21 protein-coding genes are annotated in these 21,323 nt (G+C 46.4%); 5 read left to right on the top strand and 16 right to left on the bottom strand.

Going from position 1 to position 21,323, the window contains the following annotated elements; translation table 11 throughout:
• Positions 1–128: 128 nt before the first annotated feature.
• Both E8M12_RS02895 and E8M12_RS02890 read left to right on the top strand, forming a co-directional pair.
• The gene (locus tag E8M12_RS02895; protein ID WP_136734585.1) at positions 129–1,304 is read left to right on the top strand and encodes a porin; all 1,176 of its coding nucleotides are present in this window, start codon (positions 129–131) and stop codon (positions 1,302–1,304) included.
• A gap of 99 nt (positions 1,305–1,403) precedes the next feature.
• Positions 1,404–2,357: a D-2-hydroxyacid dehydrogenase gene (locus E8M12_RS02890; protein ID WP_136734584.1), complete on the top strand. Its 954-nt coding sequence runs from the start codon at positions 1,404–1,406 to the stop codon at positions 2,355–2,357.
• Between the two features lie 21 nt (positions 2,358–2,378).
• Here the strand turns inward: E8M12_RS02890 and E8M12_RS02885 are convergent, their stop codons facing one another.
• Together E8M12_RS02885 and E8M12_RS02880 are read right to left on the bottom strand one after the other, a co-directional pair.
• Complete coding sequence (locus tag E8M12_RS02885) at positions 2,379–2,582, bottom strand: TIGR02922 family protein (RefSeq protein ID WP_136734583.1); 204 nt, start codon at positions 2,580–2,582, stop codon at positions 2,379–2,381.
• A gap of 173 nt (positions 2,583–2,755) precedes the next feature.
• The gene (locus E8M12_RS02880; protein ID WP_136734582.1) at positions 2,756–4,087 is read right to left on the bottom strand and encodes an NAD(P)/FAD-dependent oxidoreductase; all 1,332 of its coding nucleotides are present in this window, start codon (positions 4,085–4,087) and stop codon (positions 2,756–2,758) included.
• An 86-nt stretch (positions 4,088–4,173) separates the two neighbouring features.
• Here E8M12_RS02880 and E8M12_RS02875 point away from each other — a divergent pair, with 86 nt between their 5' ends.
• On the top strand, positions 4,174–4,740 hold the full coding sequence (locus E8M12_RS02875) for a GNAT family N-acetyltransferase (protein ID WP_136734581.1): 567 nt from the start codon (positions 4,174–4,176) through the stop codon (positions 4,738–4,740).
• 325 nt (positions 4,741–5,065) lie between these two features.
• On the opposite strand, the gene ung is transcribed toward E8M12_RS02875, so the two are convergent.
• The 6 genes from ung to E8M12_RS02845 all read right to left on the bottom strand — a co-directional run bounded on the left by ung (position 5,066) and on the right by E8M12_RS02845 (position 12,413).
• Entirely contained in the window at positions 5,066–5,764 is a 699-nt protein-coding gene (ung, locus tag E8M12_RS02870; RefSeq protein WP_136734580.1) for a uracil-DNA glycosylase, read from the bottom strand.
• Positions 5,764–7,086, bottom strand: a complete 1,323-nt coding sequence (thrC, locus tag E8M12_RS02865; RefSeq protein ID WP_136734579.1) for a threonine synthase — start codon at positions 7,084–7,086, stop codon at positions 5,764–5,766. Before thrC ends, ung begins: the two co-directional genes overlap by 1 nt.
• Before the next feature lie 107 nt (positions 7,087–7,193).
• On the bottom strand, positions 7,194–8,144 hold the full coding sequence (gene thrB / locus E8M12_RS02860) for a homoserine kinase (RefSeq protein WP_136734578.1): 951 nt from the start codon (positions 8,142–8,144) through the stop codon (positions 7,194–7,196).
• Positions 8,145–10,598, bottom strand: a complete 2,454-nt coding sequence (gene thrA, locus E8M12_RS02855) for a bifunctional aspartate kinase/homoserine dehydrogenase I (protein WP_136734577.1) — start codon at positions 10,596–10,598, stop codon at positions 8,145–8,147.
• A 663-nt stretch (positions 10,599–11,261) separates the two neighbouring features.
• Positions 11,262–12,083 carry a M48 family metallopeptidase gene (locus tag E8M12_RS02850; protein ID WP_136734576.1) on the bottom strand — a complete coding sequence of 274 codons (822 nt, stop codon included), beginning with the start codon at positions 12,081–12,083 and terminating at the stop codon, positions 11,262–11,264.
• A 21-nt stretch (positions 12,084–12,104) separates the two neighbouring features.
• The gene (locus E8M12_RS02845; protein ID WP_136734575.1) at positions 12,105–12,413 is read right to left on the bottom strand and encodes a YebG family protein; all 309 of its coding nucleotides are present in this window, start codon (positions 12,411–12,413) and stop codon (positions 12,105–12,107) included.
• Positions 12,414–12,759: 346 nt separating this feature from the next.
• Here E8M12_RS02845 and E8M12_RS02840 point away from each other — a divergent pair, with 346 nt between their 5' ends.
• Entirely contained in the window at positions 12,760–13,074 is a 315-nt protein-coding gene (locus E8M12_RS02840; RefSeq protein ID WP_136734574.1) for a DUF3718 domain-containing protein, read from the top strand.
• 58 nt (positions 13,075–13,132) lie between these two features.
• Here E8M12_RS02840 and E8M12_RS02835 read toward each other — a convergent pair whose 3' ends face one another.
• Complete coding sequence (locus E8M12_RS02835) at positions 13,133–13,879, bottom strand: SDR family oxidoreductase (protein WP_136734573.1); 747 nt, start codon at positions 13,877–13,879, stop codon at positions 13,133–13,135.
• A gap of 338 nt (positions 13,880–14,217) precedes the next feature.
• Here E8M12_RS02835 and E8M12_RS02830 point away from each other — a divergent pair, with 338 nt between their 5' ends.
• Entirely contained in the window at positions 14,218–14,403 is a 186-nt protein-coding gene (locus tag E8M12_RS02830; RefSeq protein ID WP_136734572.1) for a PA3496 family putative envelope integrity protein, read from the top strand.
• Positions 14,404–14,441: 38 nt separating this feature from the next.
• Here the strand turns inward: E8M12_RS02830 and rraB are convergent, their stop codons facing one another.
• From rraB to E8M12_RS02795, 7 genes are all read right to left on the bottom strand, one after another.
• Positions 14,442–14,792 (bottom strand): ribonuclease E inhibitor RraB, encoded by a 351-nt coding sequence (rraB, locus tag E8M12_RS02825; RefSeq protein ID WP_136734571.1) that lies wholly within the window; start codon positions 14,790–14,792, stop codon positions 14,442–14,444.
• A 1-nt stretch (position 14,793) separates the two neighbouring features.
• Positions 14,794–15,552: a 1-acylglycerol-3-phosphate O-acyltransferase gene (locus tag E8M12_RS02820; RefSeq protein WP_136734570.1), complete on the bottom strand. Its 759-nt coding sequence runs from the start codon at positions 15,550–15,552 to the stop codon at positions 14,794–14,796.
• Positions 15,553–15,694: 142 nt separating this feature from the next.
• A complete protein-coding gene (gene parC, locus E8M12_RS02815) occupies positions 15,695–17,986 on the bottom strand; it encodes a DNA topoisomerase IV subunit A (protein ID WP_136734569.1) in 2,292 nt (763 codons plus the stop codon).
• Positions 17,987–18,126: 140 nt separating this feature from the next.
• Positions 18,127–18,570, bottom strand: a complete 444-nt coding sequence (locus E8M12_RS02810; RefSeq protein WP_211244972.1) for a VOC family protein — start codon at positions 18,568–18,570, stop codon at positions 18,127–18,129.
• Positions 18,571–18,580: 10 nt separating this feature from the next.
• On the bottom strand, positions 18,581–19,834 hold the full coding sequence (arsJ, locus tag E8M12_RS02805) for an organoarsenical effux MFS transporter ArsJ (RefSeq protein ID WP_136734568.1): 1,254 nt from the start codon (positions 19,832–19,834) through the stop codon (positions 18,581–18,583).
• 19 nt (positions 19,835–19,853) lie between these two features.
• Positions 19,854–20,858, bottom strand: coding sequence for an ArsJ-associated glyceraldehyde-3-phosphate dehydrogenase (locus tag E8M12_RS02800; protein ID WP_136734567.1), 1,005 nt, complete (start codon positions 20,856–20,858; stop codon positions 19,854–19,856).
• Positions 20,859–20,890: 32 nt separating this feature from the next.
• Positions 20,891–21,229 (bottom strand): ArsR/SmtB family transcription factor, encoded by a 339-nt coding sequence (locus E8M12_RS02795; protein WP_136734566.1) that lies wholly within the window; start codon positions 21,227–21,229, stop codon positions 20,891–20,893.
• Positions 21,230–21,323 lie beyond the last annotated feature (94 nt).

Raw genomic sequence — 21,323 nt, 5'->3', positions numbered from 1 at the left:
GCAGAACAGGCAATAGTAAAATATAAGCATTTTTAGGATTTTCCCTGCAAGTTTGTTAAAGCCCGATTTCCTTGCATATACTAGAAAAGCATCACAGTTAAAATTTCACGCAACACTGAGAACTGTCAATGAAAAATAATCACCAGTTGTCGTGTCTTGCCGTTATACTTGCCGGTTTTTGCAGCCCCAGTTTTGCCGCAATTGAAGTATTTAAAGACGAACATACGTCGATCGTTACCCAGGGATTCATTCGTGTAGTTTATCAAAAAGTCGATGAATTCGATCAGTTTACCGACTCTGGTTCCCGCCTTGGCTTCAAGATTTTTCACCAGATTCAAAATGACTGGACCATTGGCATTAACGTTGAGTGGGGAACTCAGTTCGAGGTTAATGGTAATTTTTCCATTGGCGGCAATTCGCAGCCACCAGCCGATGGCAGTGATGCAGCCCTGACCTCGCGCCTTGGAAATGTATTTTTAACTCATGATGACTGGGGCCAGATTACGCTGGGTAAGCAGTTCTCGGTCTACTATCTGGCGCTTTATCATACGGATTGGTATAACTTCTGGGGTGGCTCGGCAAATGGCGCCTTTAACTTAGGTACCGATGGCGGATTTTCGGGCACCGGACGCGCTGAGCAGGCACTGAGCTGGACCAGGTCATTTGGCGCAATTGACTTAGGCGTACAACTTCATGTCCAGGATGAACCGCTCAATATCAATTTACGCTCGTGTGCCGAAGAAGATTTACCCGACCAGTTGTGCCGGCTGATTCGGGAATTTAATGGCCAGGAACTGGGTCGCACTGGCAATGGCTACGGCTTATCCTTCGGCTATAACTGGAACCGATGGTTATTCTCTCTGGCCTATAACCTTAACAACGTAAATGTGGACCCAGTCTTCGGCAACCTTGGCTTTAAGGATGGCAAAGATGAAATTTGGGGTGCCGGTATCAAGTATGGTGAATATGGTGCTCAGGGACTGTATGCGGCTGCTATGTATAATGAATCATCCTTGCATGAGGTCGATGATAGCGGCCTGTTTTATGATGCCAAAGGCTCTGAACTGATGGTCAAATATAACGTCAACAACTACGGTGCTTACGCTGGCTACAATGATCTCAGGGCCAGGGACTCTTCCACCCCATATCAACTGCACCACACTCTCGCAGGTGTTGAATACCGCTTCGATCACATCAGTGGCCTGGTATTCTTCGAAGCCAAACGCAATGATCTGGTATTTAATGATGGTTCGGTAAACGACGAATTTGAATTTGCCGTCGGTGTTACCTACAACCTTTACTAAATAAAGACATAGGCAGAATGCCCCTGGTATCCCTATAGCAATAACCAGGCTTTACCATTATCATAGCCAGTTAGTGAGTCATATTGGCAGGGTAAAATAATGCGCGCCGTCTTCCTGGACCGAAATACCATCAATCAGGACATCAGTTTTCACGCTATTGAGCAAGCGGTGGATAATATCAGTTACTTCGCGACGACAAGCGATGAAAAAATTGTTACCCGGGCCAAATTTGCCGATATTGTGATTACCAATAAAGTCGAGCTCAGTGCCGCTGTAATCGCTCAGTTACCAAAACTAAAATTAATCTGCATTACCGCCACCGGGACCAACAATGTAGACTTACAGGCGGCCAAACAGGCAAATATTCAGGTCTGTAATGTGGCCGGCTATTCAACCGCTTCGGTGACCCAATACGTATTTGCCATGCTATTAGAATTCTACCAGCAGACTGCACTGCAGTTGCATGATGTGCGGCAGGGTCATTGGCAACAAAGTTCGGTATTTTGTCACTTTGCCCGACCGGTAGAAGAGTTGGCTGACAAGTCCATGGCGATTGTCGGCTATGGCGCTATCGGTCAATCCGTTGCACAGGTCGCGAAAGCATTTGGCATGCGGGTGTTAATCTGTGAACGACGCGGGGCGACATCGGTTCGCCCTGGTCGGGTCCCATTTGAACAGGGCCTGAAGGAGGCTGACATTATCAGTCTGCATAGCCCGCTTACCCCACAAACAGAAAATTTGATTGATCAGCAAACCCTGGCGTTGATGAAGCGATCGGCAATTTTAATCAATACGGCACGAGGTCAGTTGGTTAACAGCGCTGCACTGTTAACCGCTCTGCGCAGTAAACGAATTGGCGGTGCCATTCTCGATGTGCTGGAACAGGAACCACCACCCGCGGATCACCCCTTGTTACAACAATCGATGGACAATCTGATGATCACCGCTCATATCGCCTGGGGAAGTCGTGCTGCTCAGCAACGGCTGATCAATGCTACCGGTGCCAATATCAATAACTATAGCCGCGGTATATTGACCAATCGCGTGGTTTAATAAAAGCGCTTGGTTTGCGGTTCAGGCACAGGCGGAGACTGGTAAAATTCGGTCTCCGACTTTATTGAGGACATCAACCTCGCCTTCACAAACCGCAATGATCGATTTTCCTTTTCTGAATTGTTCGGGAATTATCACCCGGCCACTAGTTTTACACTCCACATCCAGGGTTCTATGGTGAAGCTCTAATGAGCTATTGTCGTAATAAATTACCGTAACAATCATACGTTATCCGATTTGATAGCAGTGCTAGTGAAGTCTCTGTCGAGGCTGTCCGTTTCTGTTCACACTTATGGAAAAATAAACCATACTTCCATTCAATTCTGACAATGTAACCAACTCAACCACAGATAACAACCACAAGGTAAATAAACTGTTTAATTAACCTTACAGTGCTGTTAAAAATATTTATCCTTGACCCGGCCATACTGAAAGTACATCCACTGCCCGGTGCGCCGCATTGCTGGTAATGGAAACTTACTCAGCCCACGAGAGTATAGTGGTAATTGCGGCATCGGCATTCCCGCGACCCTTTGAGCCAGACGCTTGCCCGCCTGTACCGAAAATGACACCCCAGAGCCACAATACCCCATCCCGTAAAATACATTATCTTGTTCATAGATATGAGGGATATCGTCCAGTGACATACAGATCCAGCCCGCCCAGGCATAGTCATAGCCAATCGCTGATAAAGCCGGGAAGCTTTGTTTTAATACCGCTAACAGACGATCGGCATAATAAGGGTCTTGTGCGCCTTTACCGGTTATCGCCCCGCGTCCACCAAATAAAATGCGGTTATCGGGTAATTTACGGTAATAATACTTAAGCGCCCGCGTGTCCATAACCACATTGGAGGTCAGGAAATTACAGGCTTGGAGTTGCTCCTGAGTCAGTGGCTGGGTCACGATTATTTGCGACAACACTGGCAAAAAGCGATTATTAATCACCGGATTAAATCCTTTCGCTGTGTAGCCATTACTGGCAATGACCAGCTTTTTGGCTTTTATCCGTGCCTTGGGAGTGGTGACCACATGCCAGTCGCCATGACGTTCGCAGCTTAATGCTGGCGTCCCCGTATGCACTTTAACGCCGGCCTTCGCCAGTAGTTCCTGGTATCCCAATGCCAGTTTCAGAGGATTTAACCCGAAGCCATCATCAAATCGAATCGCCCCAAAAGCCATCTCATCCTGCATATAATGTTGATGCAATTCCTGTTTTGACAGGACCTGAACATCATAACCAAACAGTCGATTTAACAGGCTGGCCTGCTCGGTAAGCGTATTCATCATGCTCGGCTTATGGGCGACTTTTAGATAGCCTTTTTCCTGGACCTGGCAATCTATTCCTTCGTCAATCAGGTTATTCACCAATTCGACACCAGAACAGGCTTCCTGATAGATGCCACGCATGACCTCTTCGCCCCACTTTTTCTGCATTGCGCTCCAGGCCATACGACCGGTCGATTTCAGAATAAACCCGGCATTACGACCACTGCAGCCCCAGGCGGTCTGGTTAGCCTCAATGACCAGCGGTTGAATATGGTGTTCGCGCGCCAGGTGCAGTGCCGTTGACATTCCGGTGTAGCCTGCGCCGATAATCAACACCTCGGTTTCAATGTCACCTGTCAAAGATTCACGCACTGAATTCTGGGTTTCTATTGTGGTTGCCCAATAGCTGTTCGGATATGGTTCACCGCTGCCGGGATTAGGGTGATGAAGAGGATCGTACATCTTAGATTTAAATCACTTACAGACAAATTGGTGCCTATCATGGCAAAATACCAACATGATTAACAGGACTGTATAAACTTATCTCTATGCTCGATCGAAAAATACATTATCTGGAATTGGATAAAACCCATTTTGACGCAGTGATTGCACTTGGTAACCATGTACATGGTGATGGCTACCTGGATCAGGATAAAATGGCCGAGTGGGTGGCAAAAGGCATTAAAAACGGAATTAACTCGAATTTTGTCGCCATGGATGAGGATAAACTGGTCGGATTCCGAATTTGCTACAGCCCAGGTCAATGGCAGGCCGATCAGTGGTGCAGTCCTGATATGTGGAAATCAGAACAAGAACAGACGGCCTATTTTAAATGTAATACCGTTGATGCAACGTATCGGGGTTATGGCATTGGTTCAAAATTGCTCAAGCTAGCAAGCAAGGCATTGCAAAATCAGGGAGCAACGGCGGGAGTCAGCCACCTGTGGCGCCAGAGTCCGGGTAATAGTGCGGTAAAATACTTCACCAAGTGCGGTGGCATTTTGATTCAAAATCACCCGGACAAATGGCATCAGGATTCAATAGAAGGTTATGACTGCCCGGTATGCAGCGGTGAGTGCCATTGCGTTGCTGCAGAAATGATCATTTATTTTTAACCCGGTGAGGACTTTCGCTCTCACCCGAAAAGGCATCGTTTAAAACAACGATGCCTGCGTTGCTTGTTGTTTGCTAATACCAATCACATTAAATTATTGCTCACTCAGTGAGAATTTAAAGGCGTTTAGACAAGGCTTTGATTGCGGAGAATGGTCGTTCCATTGTCAAAATCAGTAACGCAGGATAAATGCCTTTAAAACTCACCCGTAGGGAGTTTACCAGAGGCCCATTTACTTCCCTATATTTCATTAATATAGAATGACTATATCAATGAAATCTATGTTGTAAATGAAGCTCTGCCTTAACTCTGAGTTGTGCACAAACTTAATCTGATTGGTATACAGGTATTTGCCAGCTGATCGGCGTTACCCTGTGTTTCTGCAAAAACTCATTGGCGCTGGAAAAATGGCGACAGCCAAAAAAGCCTCGGTAGGCACTCAGCGGCGATGGATGGGCACTGGACAGAATCAGGTGATTTGGGTTATCAATTACCTGACCTTTCTTTTGCGCATGTGCTCCCCACAACAGAAACACTATTGGCTGAGGCTGTCGATTCAACTCCATCATGACTTCCCGGGTAAAGGTTTCCCAACCAAGCTTACTGTGGGAATGCGCTTTGCCCTGTTGCACCGATAACACGGTATTTAACAACAATACTCCCTGTTTTGCCCAGGAGCGTAAATCACCATTTTCGGGTGCCTTGAATTCCGTAATATCCTGCTCAAGCTCGGTAAACATATTGCGCAGCGACGGTGGGATCTTCACCCCCGGATTTACCGAAAATGCCAGCCCATGAGCCTGATCGGGTCCATGGTAAGGATCCTGGCCGAGAACGACGACTTTCACCTTATCCAGTGGCGTTAACTCGAAGGCTTGAAACAATTGTTCATCGGCAGGATAGATCACCTGCCCTGCTTGCCGCTGGGCGGTAACCGCCTGTTCTATTTCCCGGAAATATTGTTGTTCAGACTGACGTTGAAAAAACGCCTGCCAACTGCCCGCAGGTAATCGCCAGTTCGTCATTAACATACCGCCTCATTCGGTAGCGGAGATGCGTAGTTACCAAGCAACAGAGTACGTAATTGTGAAAAATCATTATCGAGCGGTAGTGAAAGAATTTTCTCAGACGCACAATCCGCCAGTTCTTTGGGCAACGCTAATGGCTGTCCCAAAACACTTTCTACCGTCTCTTTAAATTTTGCGGGATGGGCGGTACCAAGAAAAACGCCAAACTCGCCTGCCTCCAGGCTTTGTTGTAGCGCGCGGTAAGCTACACAGGCATGAGGCTCACTGATATAACCGAGGCTGTTTAACTTGAGCAGGGTCATCTGAGTTTGCTCTTCATCAATCATTTGTGCGGTTAAACACTGTTCATCGACCAGCCCGGTTGTTAACAAATGCTCAACCCGAGGCCAGTTATTAGGCCGTGATACATCCATGGCATTGGACATGGTTGCGACCGTCGGGTTTGGCTGCCAATTACCGGACTGCAAATACCTGGGTACGGTGTCATTGGCATTGGTGGCAGCAATAAATCGTTTAATCGGCAGTCCCATGGCTTTCGCCAGTAAGCCAGCGGTCAGGTTACCAAAATTGCCACTCGGGACGGAAAAGACCAAATCATCAATTTTTCCTCGTTGACGATACAATTGGGCTGCGGCTTCAAAGTAATAGCAAATTTGCGCCAGCAATCGGGAGATATTAATTGAATTTGCAGAATTTAAGCCGATGGCCTGATTAAGTCCTTGATCATCAAAACAGTCTTTTACCAGCTGTTGGCAATCGTCAAAGCTGCCATTTACTGCCAGGGTTGAGATATTACCGCCCAGGGTAGTAAACATTTTTTCCTGTAACAGGCTGATTTTTCCCTGTGGATACAAGATTACGACATTGATATTCTCGAGGCCATAAAAAGCATGCGCCACCGCCGCTCCCGTATCTCCGGATGTCGCCGTTAAGATGGTGATCTTTTCATTGCTCTGGCGGGTAAAAGCCTGCAGACATTGAGCCATAAAGCGACCGCCAAAATCCTTAAAAGCCAGAGTTGGACCATGAAATAACTCCAACACCGAGCAGTTTTCCGATATCGGCTGAACTAGTGCAGGGAAGTTAAACGCCTGGGTGACAATATCTTTCAGTTGTTCGGGGCTTAGCTCTTCACCGACAAAAGGGGCAAGAATTTTGCAGCTACGCTCCACCAGAGGTAGTGATAACAAGCCTTCAAGATCGTCAATATGCGGTACCGACTCAGGAAAAAATAACCCCTGATCTTTCCCTAGTCCCTGACGAACGGCCTGACTAAAACTGACCTTTTCGGTGGGATGTTTTAAATTATAAAATTGCATCTTAATTACGTTTCCTTACTCTGGCGTTAGCCATTGTTCTTACTCGAAAATGGTTAACTATTTAATTGAGGCTAGTTTGTCGATTTCAATTGAACGGCACAAAACCGTTAGCAAACCAACCTGGCGCCATGAACATCGGTCTGACAGATATATACAAATCCCTGTTCTGACTGCAGGTATTGTTGTTGTAAAAATGCCTGAATGGTTTCGGCATTTTGTTTACTATCACTCACCACAAACATGGTCGGCCCGGAGCCGGAAATGCCACTCGCTAAAGCCCCTAGCTCGGTCACTCCCTGGCGGCAATGGGCAAAACCTGGTAAGAGTTCAGCACGATAAGGCTCTGCCAATACATCCCGTAAATGTGACATCGCCTGTGCTAAGTCCTGGCGATAGCAGGCATCAATGAAAGTCGCCAGGTTCTGCCCAAACTCAATAGTGGTCGACTTATTATATTGATCGGGTAGCACTTCCCGGGCAGCCTTGGTTGATACCTGAATCCCCGAATAGGCCATCACATAGTAACATTGCTGAAAGCTAGGAATTTCCCGACTAATAATCCGCGGGTCGTTGACCATTAACTGTAACCCGCCTAAAAAGCACGGAGCGACATTATCATAGTGCAGGCTGCCGCTGATTTTCGATTCCATCTGCCCCATCATCGCCAGCAGCTGTTGGTCAGTAAACGGCTTTTGATAATATTCATTCAAAGCGACTAACGCAGCAACAATCGAACAGGCACTCGAACCCAGGCCACTGCCTACCGGCATGCGTTTTTCCAGCGTTAACTTCACCCAGCTATAATCCTGGTGTTGCCTTTGCATTTGCTGTTGAAATAACTCGATGCAGGCAAAGACAATATTGTCTTTAGGATCTTCTGGCAGCTTACTGACAAAAGGCCCTTCCATAATCAATTGGTTATCGTTGCCATCACACCCTTCAATGCTTACCAAGTCACCGAGCAGTTCACCATTAACTGGCTGCACGGCCATACCCAGCAAATCAAAACCCACGCTGACATTACCAATTGATGCCGGGGCAAATACCTTAATTGTCATTTATAACTCCTGCTTCCATGCCAGGGTACGTAGTAGATCCCCAAATACGCCAGCGGCAGTTACCTGGGCACCGGCGCCATAACCGCGGAGTACGAACGGAATCGGTTGGTAATACCGAGAGTGAATAGCCAGGGCATTCTCACCATCTTTTATGGCGTACAACGGGTGCCCCACATCGACCGCTTCGATAGCGACTTTACAACCTTGCTCATCAATACTGCCAACATAACGAAGGGCTTTCCCCTCACCGGCGGCAGATGCTACTTTATCCGCATAGCTTTTATCTAGCTGACAAAGGTTATTCATAAACTCCTCGACACTGCCTTCACTATTAAAACTGTATGGCAGCACCGACTCAACCGCAATGTCATCAAGCTCCAGTGACATGCCAGCTTCGCGCGCCATAATTAGCAGTTTGCGCGCCACATCCATGCCACTCAAATCATCCCTGGGATCCGGTTCGGTAAAGCCATTTTTACGGGCAATCGTAGTCGCCTCTGACAAACTCATGCCTTCATCCAGTTTGCCAAAAATATAAGACAGGGAACCCGACAATACCCCCTCAAAGCGTAATAACTGATCACCGGCCTTGAACAGGTTCTGAAGCGTGTCGATCACTGGTAACCCTGCACCAACGTTAGTTTCATATAAAAACAGGCGGTGAGTTTTGCTCGCCGCTGCGCGCAGTTGATGGTAATAAGCCATGGCCATGGTATTGGCTTTCTTATTTGGAGTAACCACGTGAAAGCCTGCCGAGAGAAAGTCACAATATTGCTCCGCTAACTGGCTACTTGACGTGCAATCAACAATAACCGGATTGATTAAATGATTATCCCGGACAAATTGCTTCAAGGTTTCCAGATCCCACGGGGCAGCCTTAGCAATTAATTCTGGCCATTGCTGTAAATCCAGGCCATTACTGTCGAGCACCATGCCCTTACTGTTTGCCAGGCCGTGGACCCGGACCTCAATTTGCTGACGTTTCAGGCTATCCTGTTGACGGTGTATCTGGGTTAATAGTTCGGCCCCTACCACCCCGGAACCAATCACAAAGGCATCGATGGTATGACGATGAGAAAAGAAGTTCTGATGGCACACTTTCAGTGCATCAGTACATTTACGTTGCTCAATGACCACGGAAATACTGCGCTCTGATGAGTCTTGGGCTATGGCAATAACATTAACACGAGCCTGGGACAGGGAGCCAAATAACCGTGCAGCAACACCTCGTTGTTGCTGCATACCGTCACCGACTAAGGAAATAATGGATAAGTTTGATTGCAATGACACAGGTTCAAGTAACTGGTTTAATAATTCCAACTCAAATTCCTGTTGCAGGCTCTGTCTTGCCCGATACGCATCCTGGCCGTGAATACAGAACGAAATACAATACTCTGACGAAGACTGACTGATCATCACCACAGAAATTTGCTCTCGGCTCATGCAGGCAAACACCCGGCTGGCCATACCAACCATGCCCTTCATACCCGGCCCGGATACATTAACCATGGTCAGGTTATCCAGATTAGAGATGGCTTTTACCTGCTTTTTCCCTTGATCTTCGTTAGCTATCAGGGTGCCTGGCGCGTCTGGATTGGTTGTGTTTTTGATTAAACAGGGAATATGATATTGGGCGATTGGACCGATGGTTTTTGGATGGAGTACCTTAGCACCAAAGTAAGATAATTCCATTGCCTCCTGATAGGACAGGTAATCGAGCAACCTGGCGTCGCCGATTAACCTTGGGTCGGTATTATAAACACCATCTACATCGGTCCAAATTTCGCAACACTCTGCATGGCAGCATACCGATAACACCGCTGCCGAATAATCCGAACCATTGCGGCCAAGGGTGGTCAATTGTCCCTGACCATCGACACCAATAAAGCCGGGCATTAATGCGATCCCCTCAATTTCGGGATAAGCGTCAGCAAATTTCTTTCGGCACAGAGGCAAGTCGGCGATGGCATTTAATGGCGTATCGTTGGTTTGTAAAAACCGTTCCGGTTCGAGCACACAGCAGGGCTGGTTATTGGCACTAAACAATGCATTTAATGTAGCAACACTCAGGTGCTCACCCACACTGATGATCCGCGCTTTGATATGATCAGGGCAGTGACTAAGCAAAGCTGCGCCCTGTAAATAGCGACGCAACAATTGCAGCCGCTCTAGCAATGCCTGTTCGGCCGAGGCCGCATCGAACGACACCTCAGATGTTGTCAGTTCCTGAAAAATCGCCTGTACTGCTACTTGCAGCTTTGCTAAATCATTGTCCAGAGCTTCACCCTCTGGCAATTCTTCGGTTAATTTAACCAGGTGATTAGTAATGCCCTGTGGGGCGGAAACGACAACCGAGACCGGAGAATGCTGGCTTTTGTCGGTAATAATGTTGTACACGGTCAAAAACCTGTCAGCATTGGCTAATGAAGAACCACCAAACTTCAGTACTCGCATATTTATCAACTCCTGAACTGTTACTGTTATTGTTTTGGGATCTAAACCGACTCCCTTAAAACGACAAAACCCGTGAGCTTTGCAGGTCACGGGCTTAGGTAAAAAGGTATATTTTACGCGTTAGCCAATGCCCACCATGAGAATGGTGGTGGTAATAATAATGCGGAAAAAGTGCGTAAATATTTTCATAAAATCACTCTGCCGTACAAAGAATCGACTGTCAACCGATTTTTAACAAATACAACAATAATTTAACTTTGGCAAGGTTTATACCAATCACACTAAGTTTGTGCACGACTCAGAGTTAGGGCAGAGGTTCAGTTACCACATAGATTTCATTGATATAGTCATTCTATATTAATGAAATATAGGGCCGTAAATGGGCCTCTGATAAACTCCCTGCGGGTGAGTTTTAAAGGCGTTTATCCTACGTTACTGATTTTGACAATGGAACGACTATTCTCTGCAATCAAAGCCTTGTCTAAACGCTTTTAAATTCTCACTGAGTGAGCAATAATTTAATGTGATTGGTATTAATCAAAAACACAGGGAATTTTATTGTTGATGAGCAATAAAAATATGACGTTATAAAAAACCTACCCGGGATCTGGAACAATTGTGAGGAATTAAGGATTCATGATTTGAGGAGGTATTTGTATTGCTTTAGTGTTGCAGAAGGTTGGCCTGATGCTGTCGTAACCAACGCCGGGGTTCTTGAAACTGAGGGTAAAAGTGTTCAACCAATGACCAGAAATCTGGTGAATGATTGGCATGTTTAATATGGCATAATTCGTGGACGATAACATAATCGAGCACCGAATCAGGCGCCAATACCAGGCGATTATTGAGTGTTAACCGGGCACGATTATCGCAACTACCCCAGCGGGATTTATAATAACGCACCTTTAAGCTTTGTGCCGTTAATCCGGTCACTTGTTGCCAATGTTGCAGTCTGGTTGCAAACCTTGGCATTGCCCGGCACTGGCAAAATTCATCAAAGTATCGACTTAACATGTGTTGCTTTTCAGACTCAGACCAGGCACGTATGTGCGAGGTCAGGATAAAAAACAAACGACTGTCAGCAACATCAAAATAGAGATATGGCGGCATCATGTTATCTGCCTGCTGCGAGCTCAATCGTTCTGTCAGGTCCAGATATGCAGTACTATCTGCTTCGATATGTTTGATCTCGCATAGCTTGCCATCAATAAAGACTTTTTCTCCATGCGCCAGCCAAAACTCTGGGAGTTGTGCCAGTTGTTGCTGTTGATGTGCCAGTTTTTCCTCGACCCAGGATTGCTTTTCTCGCAATAATGCCCGAATTTTTGCCGTCGGCAACCAGCTTGGGCAAAGCACCCGGACTTTTCCGGCTTTTATCTGCAACGAAACGGTTTTTCGCCTGGCTGAGCGAACTACCGCCACCCCGTCCACTAAGGTAGCATTGTCCACATGGCTCGCGGGCGAGCGTCTTTTTAACCAGCGCATCTGTCTGTCACCCTGATGGGTTTATGCTGATTTTTTTGCTTTGGTTTTTGCTTTCGGTGCCTCGGCAGGGGTCTCAACCGCTTTAGGCTTAGCAACTTTCGGCTTCTTCGCCTGCAACGCTACCAGGATATCCTCACGGTTCTTGGCCAGGAAAATACTGATTTCTTCAACGCTGTCTTCGGAAAGGTTTAGTGGCGATTGCTCCAGTAAAGCGCTCAGGTTATCTGCCATATCGAGCATTTTGTCATACTCATCAGCCGCTTTTTTATCCATAAACGTTTCGACCTCCACGCCATTACGAACTACTACGAATCGACTTTCTACAGCCATAATTATCCCTTCATCTCGATGTTTTAATTCAGCCAGCCGATAATCCGGACCGACACAATATAGTGGATATTTATCCAGTACATTAACAAATTAATTAATTAACCGCTACAAGCAATGACAAATTTGCTGTGTATTTATGATCGAATGTAAAACTTTATATCGACCTTTCCTCTGCAGATTTCGCGGCATTAGCAAATTTACCGGGCGCCAGACGTTTAACTCAATGCCATAACAACTCGCCCCTGAAATGAATGCTTACATCTAGCCCGCGAATCGAAACAACTTTTGTCAGCAAATAAGCCACTATGACATTGAACGACACAACATTGTTTATTGGGGAACCATTATGAAAACTTTGATTTTGACCTGTACCGCAACGTTATTAACCTTATCTTCTGCACACGCTGCCAATAACCTGGATCCGTACGTTGAAAGTGCGCTTCAGGAAATTTGTAAGTCCGCATCCAGCGATAATGTGCTGCGCATGGATCGCACCATCAAACAGTACCAACTTGATCACCAGACCGTCGCATTGAATGTGGTTTGCAACGATCAGGACATTATTAGCTTCGCCTATGATAGTGGTGCCAGGAAAACAGCGAACCGCCTGCAACGCAGTATTGGCGATACTGAGATTACCGATTTAGCGATGTTAAAGTAATACCAATCATCCAGTAGAACCCGCGGTGCCCTTTACCGGGCACCAGCACCATCTATCGCTAACTGAATCTTCGCATCCAGCCGAGCGGCAACCAGGCCAGCAAATGACGCAGTAGTGCCCAGGGCCAGAAAGGAACATAGGCGATATCCACTTCCTTTTCGATCGCCTTAATAATACTGCGACAGCCGGTTTGCACATCGACCATAAACGGCGGCTTTGTACCTTCATCAATGATTTCCGTATCAATATAACCAGGATGAATCGTGGTTACCGAGATTGGCGTGTGTAACACATCGATACGTATACCCTCGGTCAACGACGCCAGACCCGCTTTGGTAGCGGCGTACGTTGTAAAGGCACCACGAAAGCCCCGCACTGAACTGACCGATGAGATGGTGACCAGATGTCCGTCATTCTGTTGGCGAAAGATTTCCATTGCCGCTTCACACTGGGCTAATGCAGCGACAAAGTTAGTCTCAGCAGTTTGCCGATTAGCGTTAAAAAAACCTTTACCTATTGAGCCGCCCTTGCCAATGCCAGCATTAACGATAACCCGGTCCAGTTTCCCGAATTCATTGGCTACCGAGTGAAACACGGTAAATACCTGCTCATGCTCGTTGACATCCAATGCCCTAATTTGCACTTTGATATCTGGATACTGGCTGGTTAACTCGCTGGCAAGCGCCTGCAGAGCATCCCGGCGACGGGCGCAGAGTACCAGGTTTCTGCCCATTGCTGCATACTGGCGTGCCATTTCCTTGCCCAGGCCAGAGCTTGCTCCGGTAATGAGTATATTTTTACGCATATTCAATAATTACGAAATTTGATGAATTTACATACGTTACCTTGAGTAAGAGCAAAAACCCAGTTTATATCACTAGAGAATCGTCTTCGCGCTCAAATAAAATACTCACTTAATAGTGCCAGAAATTGCCTTCAGTCGTGACTGGCGCTGCTGTTTAAGGCGAAACTTAGCCAATTTTTCGGCATTCTGAATATTTTAAAAACAAACAAATCAGACAGTTATTTTTTCATTTGATCTTATAAAAAAATTTGCCTATTTTTGCATTTAAACCCCAGCAAAAACCGGGTTGCCTTCAATAACCCCCATTTCCCGTTCCTATTTATTTCGAGGTATAACAAATGACTGGTAACGAGATGAATGATGATGATTTTGACGACGGCGCCGACTTCGAGCCCGATGCTACCGATACGGATTTACCAAAGTCAGATAATCAAGTGAGTAAACGAACTCGCAAGAGAATTGATGAGTTGCTTGAGAAAAAACGCTTAAAAGAGTTACTGGATGAGGATGATTGGGAACTATAAAAAACAATGGGGAGCAACCAGCTCCCCATACTCACATTCTATTCTTCGAAATAAGTGCCCCAACCGTCGTAATCAAGGTTATGTTTTTGTGCCAATGCGAACATACTGCGGGTTTCTTCCAGTAACACATCTTCTTCAAGATATTGCTCGGTAATAATATCAAAACAGAATATGGTGCCGCCACCTTCCAATTCCGCCTGTTCCGGTTCCTGCACTTCAAAGCCTAACTTAAAGGCAGCAACAGCGGCATTTTCCAGGGTTGTAAAATCTTCACTGGCAAAATGATGTTCGATGGTATGTACCGCTTCCGGATTTGAACCATCTTCCAGTAACTCGTCAATTAATACTGAGGTATGTTCTAACCACTGCTGTAACTCTGAATTTTCCATCTTAGCTCTGCTCTGCCTTTTGGTTTTCGTGTAACTGCTGAAACGGGTTGCCAGCTTCTTCACTAAGCTCATTAATTTTCGCCAGCATTAACTCATGGGTATTGTTGGCAATATGCCGGATACCTTCTTTTGAGGTGTCCTGAATATGAATTGGCGGTAAAAACTCGATGATCATTTTGCCATTTTTCCAACGGTTTAAATCCACCATATCATGAGAATTACTCACACAAACCGGTACGATAGGTACGCCTGCCTGAGCTGCGGTATGAAACGCACCAGTCTTAAAAGGCAATAAACCGCGACCATAGCTGCGGGTACCTTCTGGGAACAGCCAAACCGAAATGTTCTTTTCTTTGATTTTCTGCGCCGCCGAAGCAATGGTACTGTGCGCTTTTGACCGATTGGCGCGATCAATCAGAATGTTACCGGTAAACCAATACATTTGACCGAAGAATGGAATCCATTTCAGGCTCTTCTTACCGATACTCACCGTACCTTTGGGCAATGATTTACTCACCGTAAATATGTCATAGCTATTTTGATGATTACAGACATAAACCACCGGGCCTAAATCTTCGATTTCTTTGCGACGCCTGATTTCCAGTTCTACACCGATAACCGGTGAGAGACTGCCAACGATATTAGCCGGAAAATGAACATTGTCTCGGTGAAACGGACGAATAATACACATTAATAATGACGCGAGCGTTGTCAAAATTAACGAAAGCGCTAATGTCAGAATGCGCAATATAGCTAACACAATATACCTCTATAGACCAAATAGCCTGATAATAAGGGGCGCAATTATACACAATAGTATGGAATTGAGGAAAGCTTCTTACAATTTTACAAAAATTGCTTTAAAAAAAAGATAAAGCCGGCAAATGCCGGCTTTTAAGATTTTACGACTCTTCAGCAGGTGCCGCGGCTTCCGCCGGTTTTGGCGAATCAATTTCCATTCGCTCAACCCGTTGCAAACCTCTGGGTAGCTTGTTACCACGTCGGCCTCGTTCACCACGATAATGCTCCAGGTCGCCCGGTTTTAACGTAAGCTTGCGCTTGCCAGCATACAGGGTTACCGAATCTTCTGCACCGACCACGCTGAGTACTACCAGCAATTCTTCCCGGGCTTTGGCCCGGGCTGACGGGATATTGATAATCTTATTACCTTTACCTTTGCTCAATTGCGGTAAATCTTTCATTGGAAACAACAGCATCCGCCCTTCGCTGGTGATCGCTAAACAAGACTGATTATCGATGTCGTTAACCTGTTGAGGTGTCAACACTCGTGCGCCCTGTGGTAGGCTTAACAGGGCTTTACCATTTTTATTACGTGATACCATATCGGCAAACTTACCGATAAAGCCATAACCACTATCGCTGGCTAACAAGAAGGTTTGTTGATCATCGGCCATTACCGATTGGGTAATCGTCTGGCCGGCGGCAATACTAAACCGCCCGGTTAACGGCTCGCCCTGACTTCGCGCTGATGGCAGGGTATGGGCATCGGTTGCAAACGCCCTTCCGGATGAGTCAATAAACACCACCGGACGATTACTCCGCCCTTTTGCAGAACACATATAGCTGTCCCCAGCTTTGTAGGACATGGCTTGTGGATCAATATCATGGCCCTTGGCACAGCGCGCCCAGCCTTTTTCTGAAACGACCACCGAAACCGGTTCGGAAGGTACCAGGTCTTTTTCCGACATGGCTTTGGCTTCGGCACGTTCAACCAGTTTCGAACGTCGCTCGTCGCCATAATCTTGCGCCGCTGCCAGGATTTCCTTTTTCATCAGCGTATTTAACCGTGCCTTAGAAGCTAAGATCTTTTCAAGTTGATCACGCTCTTTACTCAGCTCCTCCTGTTCGGCACGAATTTTTATCTCTTCCAGTTTCGCTAACTGACGAAGTTTTATTTCGAGGATCGCTTCCGCCTGTAGCTTAGACAGGCCGAAACGCTGCATTAATTCAGCCTTAGGATCATCGTATTCGCGAATTATCGCAATCACTTCATCAATGTTCAGGTAGGCGATTAGCAAGCCATCAAGAATGTGTAGTCGTGCCAATACCTTATCGAGTCGATATTGTAATCGACGACGAATGGTTTCACGGCGATACTCGAGCCATTCACTCAGAATTTGTTTCAGGTTTTTAACTGCCGGACGATTGTCGAGCCCAAGCATATTGAGATTTACCCGGTAGTTCTTTTCCAGATCCGTTGAAGCAAACAAATGCTGCATTAACGGCTCAATCTCAACGCGATTCGAGCGTGGCACAATAACCAGGCGAGTCGGATTTTCATGATCAGACTCATCACGCAAATCAACAACCATAGGTAATTTCTTGGCCTGCATCTGCGCCGCAATCTGCTCGAGGATTTTCGCCCCCGACGCCTGATGAGGCAGCGCACTTATAACGATTTCACCCTGCTCTACCTCATAGACGGCACGCATTTTGATGCTGCCACGTCCAGACTGATAGATCTTTTCGATCTCAGTTTTTGGGGTAATGATTTCCGCATCGGTTGGATAGTCCGGGCCTTTAACATGCTCAAGAAGCTCTTCAAGCCCGGCTTTCGGCTGTTCAATCAAATGCACGCAGGCATTGGCAATTTCGCGGACATTATGCGGCGGTATGTCAGTTGCCATACCAACAGCGATACCGGTAATGCCGTTTAGCATAATGTGCGGCAATCGCGCCGGTAAAGACTTCGGTTCCTTCAATGTACCATCGAAGTTTGGTAACCAGTCAACGGTGCCCTGGCCAAGCTCCGAAAGCAATACTTCGGCAAATTTCGACAGTTTCGCTTCGGTATAACGCATCGCCGCAAAGGATTTTGGATCATCTGGTGCGCCCCAGTTCCCCTGACCATCCACCAACGGATAGCGATAGGAAAATGGTTGCGCCATCAATACCATGGCTTCATAACAGGCGGAGTCTCCGTGCGGGTGAAATTTACCTAAAACATCACCAACGGTACGGGCCGATTTTTTATATTTGGCCAGCGCGGTCAGGCCCAGTTCTGACATCGCATAAATAATGCGGCGCTGAACCGGCTTTAAGCCGTCTCCAATATGGGGAAGTGCACGATCCATGATGACGTACATGGAATAATTCAGGTAGGCATCTTCTGTAAATCGTCTTAATGGAAGTTGTTCTATTCCATCAAGGCTCATATCAATTGCATCAGACATAATATTACAATTTCCTGGAGGTTCGCCTGTCGATTATTAATTTTTTGTTAACCCTAGCTTATCCGATATTTTAATCCCGCAAAATAGTGAAAATAAAATATTCCTTAAAATTTAGTGGGTTTGTCGAGAAAACATCCCGGTTAACCCTTGGTTTTCAATGCTTCTGCCAGTTCAAAATCCCAGAAACTGGCTTCAATGCGGTGGCCTTCCGGATCGATAATAAAGCAGCCGAAATAGGCTTCACCATAATCCTTGCGAGGCCCCGGGGCACCATTACACCTGCCGCCACAAGTTAAAGCCTCATGGTAGAAGTTTTCAACCTGTGCTTTGCTGGTTGCCATAAAGCCGATATGGCTGCCATTACCTACGGTTGCCGCCTGGCCATCAAACGGCTTTTGTATCCAGAAGGTTGGATAGCCTTTACCATAAGCAATAGCGCCGGTGTGCTCGGCAGCGATGTGGATATCCAGCGTTGCCAAAACTGGTGTATAAAACGCAATCATCCGCTCAAGATTATTACAACCTAATGATAAGTGGCAGATGCTTTTTTGTGACTGTTTTAACATTTTCTCTGTGGCTGACATATTGCTCTCACTAAATTGACGTTTGTATGGATGAATCGGACGGTTGTTCCGGAGACGGCACAAATTTCACGGTAATAGTGGATATCACTAACAATAACGTTGCACTACCCAGACAGGCTTCCAAACCATAATTCAAATACATGAACCCTGATGCCAAGGTGCCAATGAGGCGCCCCATGGCATTGGCCATATAATAAAATCCTACATCCAGGGACACACCATCAGATTTTGCCAGGGCAACTATTAAGTAGCTATGTAAGGATGAGTTAATGGCAAACGTAAAGCCAAATAGTATCAGGCCAGCCACCAACACCCAGGTTAGAGGTTGGCTTTCAGAGCCATAAAGAACAAACGCCAGGGCCAGCAATAGGGTTACGAATGTCAGGATCCAGCCCCAGAATGTCGCATTTTGTACGACATTGCGCTTACTGCGACCCGTTATTTTCGGTGCCATCCCCTGTACTACCCCATAGGCAATTACCCAGCAGGCCATAAAGGCTCCAACACTCCAGTCATCCCAGCCAGACTGGCTGGCAAAATAAACCGGCAAGGCGACAACAAACCATACGTCTCGGGCCGCAAACAGGCACATTCTCGCCAACGATAAGCGGTTAATCGCCTGACTCTTGGAAAAGATTTCCTTAAATTTGGCCTTAAAGCTGGCCTTACCCATGTCCCGTTTAAGATAACTTGCTGAGATGATTGCCATCACCAGCAAAAACAGCGCCATTGCCAGCATCGCATATTGAAAACCAAGGCTGGTTAACAATACGGCGCCAAGGAAAAAGCCGACGCCTTTGAGGGTGTTTTTCGAACCCGTTAAAATCGCTACCCATTTATACAACCTGCCTTCCTGCTCCGCCGATACTAAATGTTTAACACTGGATTTAGCACTCATTTTATTTAGATCTTTAGCGATGCCAGACAGTGCCTGTGCGGCCATCACCCAGGGGATAAACAGATACTCTGAAGGCAAGGTAAGCATTAGCAATGCGATGACCTGCAACACCAGGCCAATTTGCATGGTTCGATTTAAGCCGATGCGGGCTCCGAGCCAGCCGCCGACTAAATTGGTAACGACACCAAAGAACTCATAAAACAAAAATAGCATAGCGATTTCCAGGGCGTCGTAACCTAACTCATGAAAGTGCAAGACCACCAACATACGCAGGGCGCCATCGGTTAAGGTAAATGCCCAGTAGTTAATGGTGACCAGCAAATACTGGCGCACCTTATCCGGTAAAGCTTGAATCCTGGCAATCATAGTTTCACAGCCTGCTGAGTTACAACGATTTCGCGACTTTCAACATTAACTCGGCTGCACGATTCGCGTATCCCCATTCGTTATCGTACCAAAGATACAATTTCACCTGACGTTTATTGATCACCATGGTCGACAAGGCGTCGACAATACAAGAGCGTGGATCTGTCTTGTAATCGATGGATACCAGTGGCCGCTCTTCGTAACCCAGTATTCCCTGTAACTCCCCCTGCTCAGCTTCTGAAAACAAACGGTTGATTTCGTCAACATCGGTATCACGATTCATTTCAAACGCGCAATCCGTTAAAGAGGCATTCGCCAGAGGGACGCGTACCGCATGGCCATTTAACCGGCCTTTAAGTTCCGGGAAGATATGAGTGATTGCGGTTGCCGAACCTGTGGTAGTAGGTATCAGACTCATTCCACAGGCCCTTGAGCGGCGCAGGTCTTTGTGTGGGGCATCGAGAATGGTCTGGGTGTTAGTAATATCATGAATCGTGGTCATGCTGCCGTGCTTAATGCCGATTGCTTCATGCAACACCTTCACCGCAGGTGCCAGGCAGTTAGTGGTACAGGATGCCGCGGTGACGATATCGTATTTGTCGGGTTCGTATAAATAATCATTAACGCCCATGACGATATCAAGTACACCGTCCTGTTTGACCGGTGCTGTAACCACGACCTTTTTCACGCCTTGCTGCAAATAGGCAGCGAGTATTTCTTTGGTTTTCATCTTGCCGCTGGCTTCAATAACAATATCGCAGGATGACCAGTCGGTCGTTTCAATCGTGGTATTTTGACTGGTCGTTATCACCTGATGTTCAATGATCATTTGTTCTTCAGTCGCCGACGCTTCTTTATCCCAGCGGCCATGAACGGAATCAAAATTAATTAAGTGGGCTAAGGTAGTAGCATCACCTGCCGGGTCGTTGATATGAACAAAATCAATTTCTGGCCAGTCCCAAGCCGCTCTCAGAACCAGGCGACCCATACGGCCAAAACCGTTTATACCTACTTTAATCGTCATACTAACTTCCTAATAACATTTCATTTTTAAATTTAAGTACAATTTGGTGCTAAACGTGTCAGGCTTGCAAGCGCCTCTGAGGTGTAACCAACGTTCTGCTCAAAACACATTTTTAGTGTTTGTAAGCACCAGTGTGGTAAAGACTCAGATAAGGAATAAAACACCCACTGCCCTTGTCGGCGACTTTCGATAAGACCCTGTTGTTTTAACAAGGCAAGATGGCGGGAAATTTTCGGCTGCGAAAGGTCTAATGCAGACGTAAATTCACAAACGCATAATTCCTGCTCACTAACAAGCAAAAGCAATATTTTTAACCGCGTATCATCGGCGAGGGATTTGAAAAATATCAGAGGGAAATTATCTTGAGTCATGCGATAAGTCTCAATTATCGGAGATCGCTGGGATATAGCAAAACAAGATATATGAAAATACATATATATGCAAATTCATATGTGCGGATTTTAG

It is taken from the genome of Thalassotalea mangrovi (genome assembly GCF_005116735.1).
GTDB lineage: Bacteria > Pseudomonadota > Gammaproteobacteria > Enterobacterales > Alteromonadaceae > Thalassotalea_A > Thalassotalea_A mangrovi.
This window is presented reverse-complemented; position numbering and strand designations above follow the sequence as displayed.